General features: G+C 43.3%; 11 protein-coding genes. 9 read left to right on the top strand and 2 right to left on the bottom strand.

Annotated elements, in window-relative coordinates:
- The first annotated feature begins 6 nt into the window (after positions 1–6).
- The 8 genes from FAY33_RS04910 (at position 7) to FAY33_RS04875 (ending at position 12,803) form a co-directional block, all read left to right on the top strand.
- A complete protein-coding gene (locus FAY33_RS04910; protein ID WP_143319668.1) occupies positions 7–966 on the top strand; it encodes an ABC transporter permease subunit in 960 nt (319 codons plus the stop codon).
- 14 nt (positions 967–980) lie between these two features.
- Positions 981–1,817, top strand: coding sequence for a carbohydrate ABC transporter permease (locus tag FAY33_RS04905; protein ID WP_143319667.1), 837 nt, complete (start codon positions 981–983; stop codon positions 1,815–1,817).
- A 78-nt stretch (positions 1,818–1,895) separates the two neighbouring features.
- Entirely contained in the window at positions 1,896–3,428 is a 1,533-nt protein-coding gene (locus tag FAY33_RS04900; RefSeq protein ID WP_143319666.1) for a glycoside hydrolase 43 family protein, read from the top strand.
- Positions 3,379–5,148, top strand: a complete 1,770-nt coding sequence (locus tag FAY33_RS04895) for a family 43 glycosylhydrolase (RefSeq protein WP_185967492.1) — start codon at positions 3,379–3,381, stop codon at positions 5,146–5,148. Before FAY33_RS04900 ends, FAY33_RS04895 begins: the two co-directional genes overlap by 50 nt.
- The gene (locus tag FAY33_RS04890) at positions 5,111–5,791 is read left to right on the top strand and encodes a rhamnogalacturonan acetylesterase (RefSeq protein WP_143319664.1); all 681 of its coding nucleotides are present in this window, start codon (positions 5,111–5,113) and stop codon (positions 5,789–5,791) included. The genes FAY33_RS04895 and FAY33_RS04890 overlap by 38 nt, the downstream gene beginning before the upstream one ends.
- 10 nt (positions 5,792–5,801) lie before the next feature.
- Entirely contained in the window at positions 5,802–7,589 is a 1,788-nt protein-coding gene (locus tag FAY33_RS04885) for an ABC transporter ATP-binding protein (RefSeq protein WP_143319663.1), read from the top strand.
- Between the two features lie 222 nt (positions 7,590–7,811).
- The gene (locus FAY33_RS04880; protein WP_143319662.1) at positions 7,812–10,676 is read left to right on the top strand and encodes a penicillin-binding transpeptidase domain-containing protein; all 2,865 of its coding nucleotides are present in this window, start codon (positions 7,812–7,814) and stop codon (positions 10,674–10,676) included.
- Between the two features lie 12 nt (positions 10,677–10,688).
- Positions 10,689–12,803: a penicillin-binding transpeptidase domain-containing protein gene (locus tag FAY33_RS04875; RefSeq protein ID WP_143319661.1), complete on the top strand. Its 2,115-nt coding sequence runs from the start codon at positions 10,689–10,691 to the stop codon at positions 12,801–12,803.
- 36 nt (positions 12,804–12,839) lie between these two features.
- Here FAY33_RS04875 and FAY33_RS04870 read toward each other — a convergent pair whose 3' ends face one another.
- Both FAY33_RS04870 and FAY33_RS04865 read right to left on the bottom strand, forming a co-directional pair.
- On the bottom strand, positions 12,840–13,235 hold the full coding sequence (locus FAY33_RS04870; protein WP_143319660.1) for a BlaI/MecI/CopY family transcriptional regulator: 396 nt from the start codon (positions 13,233–13,235) through the stop codon (positions 12,840–12,842).
- A gap of 74 nt (positions 13,236–13,309) precedes the next feature.
- Entirely contained in the window at positions 13,310–14,266 is a 957-nt protein-coding gene (locus FAY33_RS04865; RefSeq protein ID WP_143319659.1) for a helix-turn-helix transcriptional regulator, read from the bottom strand.
- 244 nt (positions 14,267–14,510) lie between these two features.
- On the opposite strand from FAY33_RS04865, the gene modA reads away from it, so the two are divergent.
- Positions 14,511–15,329, top strand: coding sequence for a molybdate ABC transporter substrate-binding protein (gene modA / locus FAY33_RS04860; protein WP_143319658.1), 819 nt, complete (start codon positions 14,511–14,513; stop codon positions 15,327–15,329).
- Positions 15,330–15,348: the final 19 nt, after the last annotated feature.

Raw genomic sequence — 15,348 nt, 5'->3', positions numbered from 1 at the left:
TAAACTATGATTGGAAATAAGAAAGGGCCTGCAGCGAAAGCTGCAGGCGACAATAAACGGCCTCTGCTGGTTTCACTACGCTACTACAAGGGATTTTACATGATGTTTTTACCAGTGCTGTTATTTGCAGTGGTCTTTCATTACCTTCCCATGATTGGTATCCGGTATGCGTTTTATTCCTATAAGGGAATCAAAGATCCTGTATTTGTGGGTCTTCAACATTTTGATAAGATGATTCATATGCCAGGCTTCTGGAGTGCATTTAGCAATACAATAACCTTAAGTATATTAAAGTTATTACTGAATACGTTCATGGCAGTTATTCTTTCCATTATGCTCAATGAACTTCGATCCGTTATATTCAAAAAGATTGCTCAGACAGTGGTATATCTCCCTCACTTTATGTCATGGGTAGTTACTGCTTCTGTATTTACCTTGATTCTTTCTCCTACCAGTGCCGGACTGGTAAACTCTTTACTTATGAAGTTCGGAATTGTAAAAGATGGTATTTACTTCCTGGGAGATCAGAACTGGTGGACTTCCATGTTCTATGGCATCAATATCTGGAAAGATACCGGATGGGGAACAATTATATTCATGGCTACCCTTTCAGGAATTAATCCGGAGCTATATGAAGCCGCTTCCATGGATGGTGCAGGCAGATGGAACAAACTCCGCTATATCACCATGCCAGCTCTTTATAATACGATTATAACAGTACTGATTCTGAATCTGGCTAAAGTAATGAACCTGTTTGAATCCGTGTTCGTATTACAGAATAGTGCAGTTATTCAGAAGGCAGATGTACTTCAGACATATATTTACACACAGACATTTAATTCCGGAGCACTTCCTGATTACGGCTATACAACAGCGGTTGGTTTGGTTTCCTCACTGGTTGGTTGTGTCCTGGTATTGATTTGTAACAGGGCAAGCTATAAAGTTAGAGGACGGGGAATTGTGTAGGGAAGGAGAAAAACATGAAAAAGAAAGCAACCGCATTTGACTATGCGCTGGTGATAATATTCGTGATCATAAGCCTTATCATGATTATTCCCATCTACAAAGTTTTGATTGACTCATTTGATTTAAAGACAGCCTATGGAATGAAACTTTTTCCTGAAAAGTTTGGTCTTGCCGGATATATTTCCGTATTTACCAATCCTACGCTTTACCGCCCGTTTTTAGTATCCTGTTTTACAACGATAGTAGGTACTGTTATCGGTCTTATTGTTGCCACATTAGGTGCATATGTACTGATCCAGTGGAAGATGCCTGGAAGAACTCTGTTCGCAAACTTAATGTTGTTTACCATGATATTCAACGGTGGTATGATTCCTACTTACCTGGTTATGAAGTCTCTTCATATGACCAATACCCTGTTTGTAGTAGTCCTGCTTCCTGCAATCAATGTTTATAATATGGTTCTGATGAGAAACTTCTTTGAGGGAATCCCGGCAAGCCTTTTTGAATCTGCTGAGATTGATGGATGCCCTCCTATGGGAATCTTCTTAAAGATTGTTTTACCTCTTTCCAAAGCAGCACTTACTGCAATTGGTCTGATGTATGCAGTATCTTACTGGAATGATTATACGAACTACAAACTCTATATTACAAATGAAAACTTATATAACTTCCAAATGAAGCTAAGGTCTGTTATACTGGGAAGTGACTTGCCTACTGCAATTGGCGGAGCAACGGAGAATACGGTAAAGAATGCGGCAGTTATTGTTGCAATCCTTCCATTCATGATTATTTATCCGTTCTGCCAGAAGTATTTCATTCAGGGTGTTAATATCGGAGCCGTAAAGGAATAATGGTTTCGGGCAGAAACAAGGGGCAGAATGTCTGCCTCTTTTTCTATATTAAAATAAAATTACTCAGGGGGTAATGACATGTACCAAAATCCGATTTTGTATGCAGACTATTCAGATCCGGACGTGATCCGGGTGGGAGAAGACTATTATATGGTAGCTTCTTCTTTCAGCTATCTGCCAGGGGTTCCTCTTCTTCATTCCAAGGACCTTGTGCACTGGGAGATCATCAATTACTGTGTAAAGTCCCTTCCGTTTGAAAAGTACGACCGCCCTTCCCATGGTTCCGGGACCTGGGCACCCTCCATCCGCCACCATGAGGGTACATTTTATGTATTTATTCCTCTTCCGGATGAAGGGATTTTTGTTGCCAGCAGCAAAGACCCTTATGGAGAATTTGAACTCCACTGCCTTCATGCGGCGAAAGGCTGGATTGACCCATGTCCAATCTGGGATGATGATGGGAAAGCATACATGGTATTTGCTTATGCCAACAGCCGGTCTGGAATCAAGCATCGCCTGGATCTTGTAGAGATTGATCCGGAATGCAGAAAAATCCTGGGAGAGCCGGTTACCATCTTTGACGGAGAACAGCTTGGACCAACCACTGAGGGACCGAAGTTCTATAAATATGAGGAAGAGTATTATATTTTAATGCCTTCCGGCGGAGTGGCAACAGGCTGGCAGTCTGTTCTTCGTTCCAAGTCTGTAACAGGTCCTTATGAATACCGGATTGTGATGCACCAGGGAGAGACGGATGTGAACGGACCTCACCAGGGCGGCTGGGTTACAGGTGTGGATGGAAGACACTGGTTTGTTCATTTCCAGGATGTGTACGAGCTTGGAAGAATCACCCACCTTCAGCCTATGTGCTTTAACAATGGCTGGCCTTTTATCGGTTGTGAGCAGAATGGGGATGGAATCGGAGAACCGGTAAAAGAATGGCATATGCCGGCAGAGGGACAGCCTCAATACCACATTGCCCAGTCTGATGAATTTAAGGAAGAGCGTCTTGGTCTTCAATGGCAGTGGCAGGCAAACCCAAGGGAAGCTTTTTATTCTATAAAAGGACATTCAGGGCTTCGGCTGTTCTGCCTTTCCAATCAGGAAAGGGAAAATTATCTGTGGTATGCGCCCAATGCCTTAACTCAGATTCCACAGCATTGTGCATTTTCTGTGGTTGCCAAAGTAAAACTTTACGGTGCAGAGGCTGGGGACATGGCATCCATCGGAATGATTGGTCATACCTATGCGTATATGGGAATCCGGAAAACGGAAAAAGGTCATGACATCTCCCTGTACAGCGGAAATGTGACAAAGACTACATATGAAGGAGAGGCAGAAGAGAAGCTTCTTGTTACCTTCCCTCTTGACCATGATACTGCGTACCTCAAATTTGAAGTATTTAAGAATAAAACGTACCGCTTTGCATGGTCTGGTGATGGAATCCGGTTTACTCCTGTGGGGGGAGCCAACCCTCTTCACAGAGCAACCTGGACCGGGGCGAAGTTATGTCTCTGGAGTGCCAACAAAAATAATGTGAAATCAGAAGGATATGGGGAATATGAATTTATACACATCGAAGACAGAAGCAACTGCGAAGAAGGCATTTGATGCCGCTCTTAATGGGGATGAAGCACTTGTAAAACGTATGATCGCCCATTCGTTTAATACAGAAGACTGCGACGAGGAAGGCAACAGCATTCTCCATTATGCCGTAAAAGGAAAGAATCAGCAACTGGTGGCTTATCTGGTGGAACAGTGCGGGCTTGATCCTACATGGTCCAATCAGAACATGGTTACCCCTTATGATCTTGCGGAGAATACTCCGCTGGAAGAGTATTTTCAGTCGGTCTGTGGATTTGGATTAAAAGACTGTTACCGGAATCCGGTGCAAAGGGGGATGCATCCGGATCCCAGCATCGTCCGGGTTGGGGATGATTATTACATGGTTAATTCCAGTTTTATTTATTTCCCCTGTATTCCCATTTCCCATTCCAAAGATCTGATCCACTGGAATATCATTGGTTATGCGGTGACTGACGCCGGCTGGGCGGAAGAGAATCTGGGAAAACTGGAGGGTGGAAGAGGTTTCTGGGCGCCTGATATCAGTTATCATAACGGTCGTTTTTATATCTGTGCTACTTTAAGACAGAATGACGATGCACCTTATATTCAGACTCAGATGGTTACAAGCTCCGAATTTCCGGAAGGACCTTATGAAACTCCTGTAATCCATAACGTTTTAGGCATTGATCCTTCTATTTTTACAGATGATGATGGAAGACGGTACATGCTCATCAACCGGGGTGCCAGAATTATGGAGATATCCGAAGACGGAAAGAGGATTCTTTCGGAGCCGTCTCTTATCTGGTACGGGCATTCCGGTCATGCACCAGAGGGACCGCATATTGTGAAAAAAGACGGATATTATTATTGCTTTCTTGCAGAAGGCGGAACAGGGAAAGGGCATATGATTACGGTTGCCAGATCGAAAAATCTGATGGGACCTTATGAGCCTTGTCCCCATAACCCGATCATGCACCAGAAAGATGAGATGGCAGTGATCCAGTGCACTGGTCATGGAAAACCGGTTCAGACGAAAGACGGCAGATGGTTCATTGTTTATCTGTGTTCCCGGTTCCTTGACGGACAGTGGGGGATGCTTGGAAGAGAAACCTGTGTTGATGAGATGACCTGGAATTCAGATGGGTGGCCAGTGATCAACCGTGGAAAAGGACCTTCTTATATGGCACCTCTTCCATACACTGCTGACGGGGCAGAGAAATCAGGAAAGATAAACCAGGAACTCTGGCTGTCTCCAAGAACCAGGGAATATGAACGGGTTCGGGAAGAGGAAGACGGAACCATCTGGATTCGGGGAGATGGACTGGATTTGTGTAAAAAGGAATGCAAAAGTCTTTTGGTTAAATGTCAGCCTGACTTTCAGTTTGCCGCAGAATTTACCATGGATCTGCAGGAAGAAGAGGAAAAGGCATTTACCTCAGATGCAGGCATGACTCTTTACTACGATGAGAATACCTATATTAAATTTGGTGTTACAAAAGATGAGGTTTTTATTTCGGAATATGTGGACAATGCTTATGTGAGAACGGAGAAAAAGCCGTTTTCCTTCCAGGGGCAGGTTACCTTCCGGGTGGAGACTGACGGACTGAAACGAAAATTTCTATTAAATAACAGCTTCCTGTGGCAGTGGACCGATGTAACTTCTATTTGTTCTGAGGGTCTTGTAAAAGGCAAACGCTTTACAGGGGCGATGTATGGAGTGTACGTAAATGGCAGCAATCTATTACGCTGGAGACAGCACAGTTAAATATAACAAGATATCCACCTATCCCCAGACGGGAATCTCCCAGGGACTGCTCTGGTATTTAAGAGATTCGGTGGAGATGAGAAGCTATGCACAGAACGGGCGAAGCACCAGATCTTTTATTCATGAGGGACGGCTTGCGCTTATCGAAAAAGAAATAAAAAAAGGGGATTTTCTCTTTGTCCAGTTTGGGCATAACGATGAAAAGCCAGATCTGGAGCGGCATACAGAGCCAGATACTACTTTTTCTGAGAATCTGCTGCTTTTTATTGAAGCGGCGCGAGCAAAAGGTGCTCATCCTCTCTTGATTACGCCCATTGCCAGAAGACATTTTAATGAGAAAGGTGTATTTTTGCCTGGAAGCCATGGTGCTTATCCGGAGGCGATGAAAAGAACGGGAGAAAGGGCAGGAGTCCCAGTAATTGATTTAACAACCATCACGGAACAGTATTTAGCGGTTGTGGGAGATCTTGCTTCCAAGGCATATTTTATGTGGCCAAAGGACGATACCCATTTAAAACCGGAAGGAGCCGTGCTGATTGCAGGATTTCTTTGTCAGGAACTGAAAAAGCTGGGTTCTCCTTATGCAGACCTTCTGGAAGAGGAAGAGATTACGAAAGAAAATGAAGGGCTTGATGTATCTTAAGAGGTGAGTCATGGATAAATACGAAGAGATTGAGCACAGCTTTGTAAATTGCTACAAGAAGTACGGGAATCGTTCCGTTATGGTGCTTCTTGGGTTTTATAAGGGGCAATACCACAAATTTTTAATTTCCACCTTCTTTTTCCTGGTGAAACATGCCCCCAGTCTCTTTTCCGCCCTGTTGATTGCCAATGTAATCAATGGGGCGTTGGAGGGCGGAGATGCCGGAAAACGGGTGATTTTTATCAATGTAATGATCTGGTTTGCTCTTTTGATCATTCACCTTCCAGCTAACTGGCTTCACAACAAATATAAAAGCCGGGTGATCCGTAAAACGGAAGCAGGTCTTCGGGGAGCGCTGGTAAGAAAACTTCAGGAACTGTCAATTCCTTATCATACGGAGATTCAGTCAGGCAGGCTCCAGTCAAAGATCATACGGGATGTGGAAGCGGTTGAAACCCTTTCTTCCCAGCTTTTTGTAAATGCCATGAACATTGTGATGAATCTGGTGATTACTCTGTCTATTACAGCCGTGAAGAACAGGGTTGTACTACTGTTCTTTTTGCTGGTTGCACCGGTTACTTCCCTTATTGTGGTCGCTTTCCGCAAGCGAATTCACAGAGAAAACCGGGCATTCCGGCAGGAGATGGAAGAAACCAGCGCCAAAGTGATGGAGATGGTGGAACTGGTGCCGGTTGCAAGGGCGCATGCCCTGGAAAAGATTGAGGTAGAAAAGATTAAGGAACAACTGGAGGAGACTGCCGACAAGGGATATCGTCTTGATATGATCCAATCCCATTTTGGTGCAGTGAGCTGGTGTATCTTCCAGGTCTTCCAGGTACTCTGCCTTGGATTTTCCGGTATTATGGCGTTAAACGGTCTGATTAAAATCGGAGATGTAACCTTTTATCAATCCAGTTTTACCACCGTAGTCAATCAGTTTTCAGCTTTGATTAACCTGCTTCCCATTCTGACCAAAGGGCTTGAGTCTGTGTCCTCCATCGGTGAGGTTTTAATATCCGATGATGTGGAGCACAACGAAGGAAAAACAGAGATGAAGGAGCTGAAAGGCGGTTATTCCTTTCACAATGTTCAGTTTTCCTACAAAGGTTCAGAAGAAGCAGTTCTGGACGGGTTTGACTTGAAGGTAAAAGAAGGAGAAACCATTGCACTGGTGGGAGAATCCGGTTCTGGAAAGACCACAGTGCTCAATATGATCATTGGTTTTATTACTCCTACGGATGGAAGACTTTTTATTGACGGGATGGACGTTAGTGATATTAATTTAAGAAGTTACCGCAGATTTATTTCCATGGTTCCCCAGACACCGGTGCTTTTTAGCGGTACGGTCAGGGAGAATATTATTTACGGCATGGATCATGTAACGGAGGAGGAATTAGCTCATGCGGTAGAAGCGGCTAATTTAAAATCCGTGATTGCCAAACTGCCCAAAGGGCTGGATACCATGATCGGCGAACATGGAGGAAATCTAAGCGGCGGGCAGCGGCAGAGAATTTCCATTGCACGGGCGATTATCCGGAATCCCCGGGTGATTATTCTGGATGAAGCCACATCCGCTCTTGATACCATTTCAGAAAAGGAGATTCAGGATGCACTGGATCGCCTGATCCGCGGAAGAACCACATTTATTGTTGCTCACAGACTTTCTACAGTCCGTGGTGCAGACCGGATTGTTGTTCTGGACAAAGGGAGGATTCGGGAGATGGGAAACTATCAGGAGTTAATGGATTTAAAAGGCGAATTTTATGAGATGGAGCGTCTGCAGATGGCGTTGAGATGATGTATGGGTGACATACCTTTTTAGAGGATGTCACCCGTTTTTTTATATGGTAGAAACTCTGCAAAATATAATCCTGATTTATTTTAGTATATTGTAAGAATTAGAGTTGCGAAAACAGTTTACATATAAATGAAATCAGTGTATAATTTGGTCTTACAGACGTAGTATTTAAAACGCTTTGTGTTTCAAATACTACAACCGTAAGATTAAAGGAGAATTAAGGTGCGCAATCATAAATTATTCAGAAAAAAAGATAGTTCAGAGCTTCAGCTCATAGATCGTATTCCGAGACTTGCTGTCCTTGGTGCGTTTTTTTCATTTTTATTGCTGGTGCTTGTATTTCGTTTATATAAGCTTCAGATTATGGAGGGAGCCTCCAATCAGCAGGCATTTATGAGTTCGATTATTAAGACCCAGCGGCTTTCCGGAAGCAGAGGTAACATCTATGACAGGAATGGAAAACTGCTGGCCTCCAACCGGTTGTCTTATGATATCACGCTGGAAGATTCCATGAATTATAAAAACAAAAAGGAGCGTCAGAGGTCTCTCAATGGAATTGCCTATCGCCTGATCCAGATGGTGCATGATGAGGACAAGCTGAACGTAACGCTGCCGATTGGAATTGATGAACAGGGCAATTATTACTATACAGCCGACGGATTTAAGTTAAACCGTTTTAAAGCGGATTATTTCGGCAGGGCAGAAGTTGGAGAAATGACGGATGAGGAAAAAGAAGAGACAGCCGACGGTCTCATGAGCAAGCTGACAGGGAACAAAAAGTTTATGATTGATGAAACCTATGCAGATAAGGATCAGGAACTTTATGGACTTCCTGAGTCTCTCACCAAAAAGGAGATTCTTCAGATTGCGAATATCCGCTATGGACTTTCTCTTAATTCCTACCGAAAGTATCTGCCGTATCTGGTGGCTTCTGATGTGTCCGATGAAACCATGGCGGCCGTTCTTGAGAATAAATCCGCTCTGCCAGGTTCCGATATTCAGGAAAGCAGTATCCGGACTTACGAAGGTGGAGAAAGTCTGGCATCAATCCTTGGATATATCGGTGGAATATCTTCCAATGAACTGGAGACTGCCAATCAAAACAATAATATTTACACCAACCAGTCTGTCATAGGAAAGAGCGGAATTGAAAAATCCATGGAGGAATGGTTGAGAGGCGAGGATGGAGCAGAACAGTTTTATACGGATGTGGTGGGGAATAAAAAGACCGATCCAGTGGTCATAAAAGTTCCTGCAACAGGAAAGAATGTGTATTTAACCATTGATAAAGATCTGCAGGATGCCGTGTATCAGATGCTGGAGCAGCAGATCGCCGGAATTTTGCTTGCCAATATGGTGGACAGCAAACGGGCAGATATGCCAAAGGCAGATAATGCAGCACAGATACGGATTTCTTCTGATGAAGTTTATTTTGCCCTGTTTAAAAACCATATTATTGATACGGAAGCGCTAAAGCATGAGAATGCCACAGATCTGGAAAAGTCTGTTTATAGCGGATTTACAGGAAAGAAGGAGTCCGTTCTCACCCAGTTGGAATCAGCCTTTGGGGCTGCCGATGATTCCTATGACGGATTAAGCCCGGAGATGAAGGGATATCTGGACTATGTAGTCAGCGAGATAAAAAAGTCAAAACTGATTACTGGTAATGCAGGCTCTCCAGACTGGAAGAATCAGAGTTTCCGTCAATATTTAACGGATTGTATTTCCAACGGTCTGGTGGATTTAAGTAAGATTGATAACAGCGAAGCTTACGTTGCCATTGAAGAAGAGGAACGTCTGGCAGAGAAAAAAATTCTGGAAGATTTAAGAGACAGCCGGGAATTTGATTTAAAGGTTTATGAGGCAATGATCGAAGAAGGTTCCATCTCCGGGGAAACGGTGGAGAATCTTCTATATGAACAGGGAATTCTATCCAAAGACGATCCGGACTACGGACTTTTGCAGACGGGACAGCTAAGTGCCTGGTCTTTTATGCAGAAGAAGATTAAGAATCTGGAGATTACGCCTGCACAACTGGCATTAAATCCTTGTTCCGGTTCGGCGGTGGTTGTCAATCCCCAGGATGGAGAAGTTCTGGCATGTGTCAGTTATCCGGGCTATGACAATAACCGTCTTGCCAATCAGATGGATTCGGAATATTACAATAAACTGTCCAATGATCTTTCGCTTCCCCTGTTTAACCGGGCAACAAGCCAGTTGACAGCTCCTGGTTCGACCTTTAAGCCGGTAACGGTTATTGCCGGTATGAATGAAGGAGTTATTGATTCAGCTACCAGCATTGTTTGTACCGGTATCTTTGACAAAGTGGAGCCGGCTCTCCGGTGCTGGAAGAGAAATGGACATGGCATTATTAACTCTCCTGCTGATGCACTTAAGAATTCCTGTAACGTGTATCTGTCTGAAATCACTTACCGTCTGGGAACAGAAGCAGATGGAACATTTTCAGAAGGAACGGGTCTTAATAAGCTGCAAAAATATGCAGAACTTCTGGATTTAGATAAAAAGACCGGAATTGAGATTGGAGAAGCGCAGCCTCATGTAACGGATCAGTTTGCAATCCCGTCTTCAATCGGACAGGGAACCCATAACTATACCACCACCCAGCTTGCAAGATATACGTCTACTCTTGCCAACCATGGAAAGAGCTTTGAACTGTCACTGGTAGGAAAAATTACAGACTCAGAAGGCAATGTAGAGAAATCATTTACTTCTGTGGAACAAAGCCATGTGGAATTACCGGAAGCAGTGTGGGGGGAAGTAACAAAGGGTATGAATGAACTTGCAATTTCCAATGCGACCTTAAAAGATTTAAAGGTCAGTGCAGCAGGAAAGACCGGAACTGCAGAAGAAGCAAAGAACAGACCAAACCACGGACTCTTTATCGGATACGCTCCGTTGGAGAATCCCCAGATTGCGGTTACTGTAAGGATTGCCAACGGATACAGTTCTGGTAACGTAGTGGGAGTTGGAAAGAATATTTTTGAATATTATTTCCAGTTAAAAGATCCTGCATCTATTTTAACCAATACAGCATCCAATGTATCCAACAATCTGCGTACCGATTAAAAGGAGGGAATCATGAACCGGGGAAAGAAGAGGATTTTATTTCGCAGTGTTGTCACTTTCTTTATTCTGCTTGCAGCATTAGCAGGTGCCTTTTTGTTTTTTCAAATTCAGAAAAAGCTGGCAGAAACAAAAGAAAAGCCAGAGGATTTATTCTTCCAGTATATTGATTATTTGAAAAAAGAAGATTACGCTTCTATATATGAGATGCTTTCCGAACAGAGCCAGCTTAATATCAGCCAGGAGGATTTTACAGCCAGGTATAAGAATATTTACGGAGGGTTGGAAGCTTCTGACATTACAGCGGAGGTTACAGGAGAAGATCTTGTGGATAAAAAGTCTACCCTGTCTTTTCAGATGAGATTTAAGACCATCGCGGGAGATATGGAATTCCGTAATAAGGCGGAGTTTCAAAGGGAAGATAAAAAGGGATACAGACTGGTGTGGAGTGACAATCTGATCTTTCCCGAACTTGGAAGAACGGATAAAGTACGCATTACCACGGATAAAGCAGTCAGAGGCAGTATTTTAGACCGGAACGGACAGGTTCTGGCTGGAAAAGGAACGGCATCTGCTGTGGGGCTTGTTCCTGGAAAAATGAGCGAAGATCCTTCCACAGACCTTACAACCCTGTCCCAGCTTCTTGGAATATCAGAAGAAGGGATTAAGAAGAAGCTATCAGCCAAATGGGTAAAGGAGGATTCTTTTGTTCCTTTAAAAACCTTAAAAAAGGTCAGTGATGCCAATTTAAACGGGCAGAATCCCAGCGAAGAGAATGTGAAAAATAAAGCCTTTCAGGATCAGCTTTTACAGATTCCAGGGGTTTTGATTGCAGATACACCTGTCCGTTATTACCCGCTGGGAGAAGCCGCCTCTCATCTGGTGGGTTATGTTCAGAATGTGACGGCAGAGGATATGAAGGAACATGCAGGTGAAGACTATCTGACTGACAGCGTGATCGGAAGAAGTGGTGCGGAGGCTCTTTATGAGAAGGAGTTGAAAGGAACCAATGGACGGACTGCTTCCATTGTGATGGCAGATGGAACAGTGAGAAAGATTTTGGCTGCGAAGTCAAGAATTGACGGAAAAGACATGACTCTCACCATTGACAGCAATCTTCAATCGGTTATCTATCAGAATTTAGCGGAAGATAAAAGCGGTACGGTAGCCATGAATCCTTATACAGGTGAGGTGCTGGCTCTGGTGAGTACACCATCTTTTGATAACAATGACTTTATTCTTGGAATGTCACAGGAGAAATGGTCTGCTTTAAATGAGGATGAGCGAAAGCCTATGTTTAACCGGTTCCGGCAAAAATTTGCCCCTGGTTCTTCTTTTAAGTCCATTACGGCTGTGGTGGGGCTGGAGAGCGGCGCCATTAATCCGGCAGAAGATTATGGAGGCGGAGCGCTGAGCTGGAGAAAAGATGAAAGCTGGGGAAATTACTATGTGACAACTCTTCACGACAGTAGTCCGGTGAATTTGGAAAATGCTTTTATATATTCCAATAACATTTATTTTGCAAAGGCGGCATTGAAGATTGGAAGCAAAGAATTTATGTCGGGTCTGGACCGCCTTGGATTTGGGCAGCAGATTCCATTCGAGATTGCGCTCGCCAAATCCCAGTATTCCAATGGAAAGGGAATTGAATCCGAAGTTCAACTTGCTGACAGTGGGTATGGACAGGGACAGATGCTTGTGAATCCGGTTCATCTGGCGGCTTTGTATACCATGTTTTCCAACGATGGAAATGTAATAAAACCATATCTTCAGTATAAGGAAAATCCAACACCTGAGATCTGGATAGCAAACGCCAGTTCACCAGAGAATGCCAGGTTGATTGAAGAAGATTTAAAAAAAGTAGTACAGACGGAGCATGGCACCGGACGTGCTATTAACCGCAGTGATATTTCCCTGGCGGGTAAAACCGGCACCGCTGAGATCAAGGCATCAAAAGGAGACACCACAGGTACCGAGTTGGGATGGTTTGCTGTTTTTACAACAGACCCTGATGTTCAAAAGCCTGTTCTTCTTATCAGTATGGTGGAAGATGTAAAGAACCGGGGAGGAAGCGGTTATGTGGTAAGAAAACAAAAAGAAGTATTAAGTTCCTATATTCCCCAGCCATAATAAAAATAGCTGTCACAGGTCTTGTGATAGCTATTTTTATTGCCTGTATATAGGAGATTCCCTGCTTCCATTAAAAAGAAGTTTTCGAAGTTCATTCATATCTTCCTGGGTCATATGCCCGCTTTGAATATAGCTGGTCACCATTCGGGAGATCCTGCCATTGTAAAAACGCTTCAAAAAATCATCGTTTGCCTTTTCTAAATATTCCTCTTCCTTGATCAGAGGAGTATATACGAAAACACGGCTTTCCTTCTGATAGGTAATTGCCCCTTTTTGTACCAGCCTTTTTAGCAGCGTATGTACGGTTTTGGGGCTCCATTCGCTTATCTTTGTAAGGCGTTCAGCCACTTTGGTGGTGCTGATGGGAGCATGTTTCCACAGTATTTTCATTACTTCATATTCAGCTTCAGAAATCTGCGGCAGTTGGTTCATAAGGATTCTCCTATTCTTACATTTGTAATACATACATTATACAAAGGGAGAAAGAACAATGTCAATAGACTTCTTTAACCTTTTACGACAGTATACCTGCCGGTGTTGGCAGTATGGTATCCGGGAAAATGCAGAAGGCTCTTTTTGAATTCATCTGACTGGACGATTTGAACAATGGATTGGAAAGCAGGATGATCGGAATCGGATTTAAAAAACACCAGGTCCATGGAAGCGGAGGTTAAAAATACCGGTTCCAACTGCGGATAGGAAACCAGATGGGACAGATCCCCTATGCTTACATCAGCAGCTCCTAAAGCAACTCCATTGGCGGCAGACATATGAGACAGACATTCTTTCTGGAACTTGCCTGCTGTTTTTGACATTCCCATTTCAACAAAACAGGAATCCATATACATTCGGTATCCGCTTCCCATCTCCCTGTTTAGAAATCTTACATCAGGGCGAAGAAGGTCTTTGGGGGAATGAATGGACATGGGATTTCCTTTTTTTACATAGAATCCGCAGGAAACGCTGCACAGAGATAGAATTGCAAGCTCTCTTCCAGGCACAAGGTTTGTAATTCTATTATGGATCTGTTCCGTTTCCTCCAAAAGAAAGCAGGTCAGTGCCAGATGGGTTTTTCCATAATAAAGGGAATAGAGACTGTTATAATCGTTCATATAGGAATGAAGCAAAGGCAGGCCTTCCGGTGTCTGGTCCAGACCGCTTCGGATCAGTTCCACGATTCTTGATTCCTGACTGCTGAGAATCAATCCATTTGTATTTAAAAGATAATCGGTCTGCCGGATCGCAGAACTTGCTGTAAAAGGCGGAATATCACTAACTGGCACAAGCGGTTCTTCCGGCACAGGCGGTTCTTTTAAATACAGGTTTAGTTGCTCCTGACTGATGCGTATCTGCTTTCCGATCTTTGTGGCTTTTAATTCACCCCGCTTAATCAGCTCGTATACGGTGGCTTTTTTTATTCTGAGCCGATCTGCTACCTCTTGTGGCGTAAATACATGATCCATGTGAATCCCCCAATTCTTTCCGATTTATTTATAAATAGTTATAACATATTTCAGTGTATTGTCAATAAAAGTTAGTACAAGAGAGAAATTGTAATAATTACATAAAAAATATCTGATTTTTAACTTGTATATTATGAATATATCAACATTGATTCAAAAATAGAAATCAACTAGAATAAACGAAACAAAGTCAAACGCAACAATACAGAACAAAAGTGATGAAAAACAATGAGGAGGAAATGCGATGAAGAGAGGAACAAGGTTATTGGCACTGGGATTTGTTATACTGATGCTGTGTCTGATGGCAGGATGCAGCACAGTTATGTCTGACAACACAAGGAGCAGCCCAAAGAAACAAGATGTCTATGTATTTATTGCAGCCAGTTTAAAAAATACCATGGATCAGATCAAGGAAAATTATGAAAAAGAGCATCCTGATGTTACGATTATTTACAATGCGGACAGTTCCGGTGTGTTAAAGACACAGATTGAAGAAGGAGCCAGATGTGATGTGTTCTTTTCAGCAGCAACAAAGCAGATGAATGAATTAAAGGAAAGCGGATTTGCATCAGAGGAGTCAGTTCATAATGTGCTGGTCAATCAGGTGGTGCTGATTAAACCAAAGGGGGCTGCAACATCTGTTACAGGATTTAATAATATCACCAATGCTTCCAGTCTTGCCCTTGCCGGGGAAGATGTGCCTGTAGGTCAATATGCCAGAAAACTGTTTACCAATATGGGGATTTTGGATCAGGTTATGGCAATGGAAGTGAATGAAGGCTCCAATGTAACCGCTGTGCTCACTTCCGTAGCAGAGGGAAGCAATGAGGTGGGGGTGGTCTATGCTACAGATGCCGCCTCCATGCCCGATAAAGTGGAAGTGATTGCAAAAGCAGGAAAAGACCTTGTGGAACCTGCGGTCTATCCGGTGGGGCTGATTCATAATAAAGAGTCTTCTGAAGATGAGACAAAGGCGGCGGCAGACTTTGTGAAATATATCACAGAAGAGAACCGCGTGAAGCAGTTGTTTGTGGATGCCGGATTTGAACCTTACACGGAATAAACATATATGAAGAAAGGAG

It is taken from the genome of Clostridium sp. HBUAS56010 (assembly GCF_007115105.1).
In the GTDB taxonomy this organism is placed as follows: Bacteria; Bacillota; Clostridia; order Lachnospirales; family Lachnospiraceae; genus Lacrimispora.
This window is presented reverse-complemented; position numbering and strand designations above follow the sequence as displayed.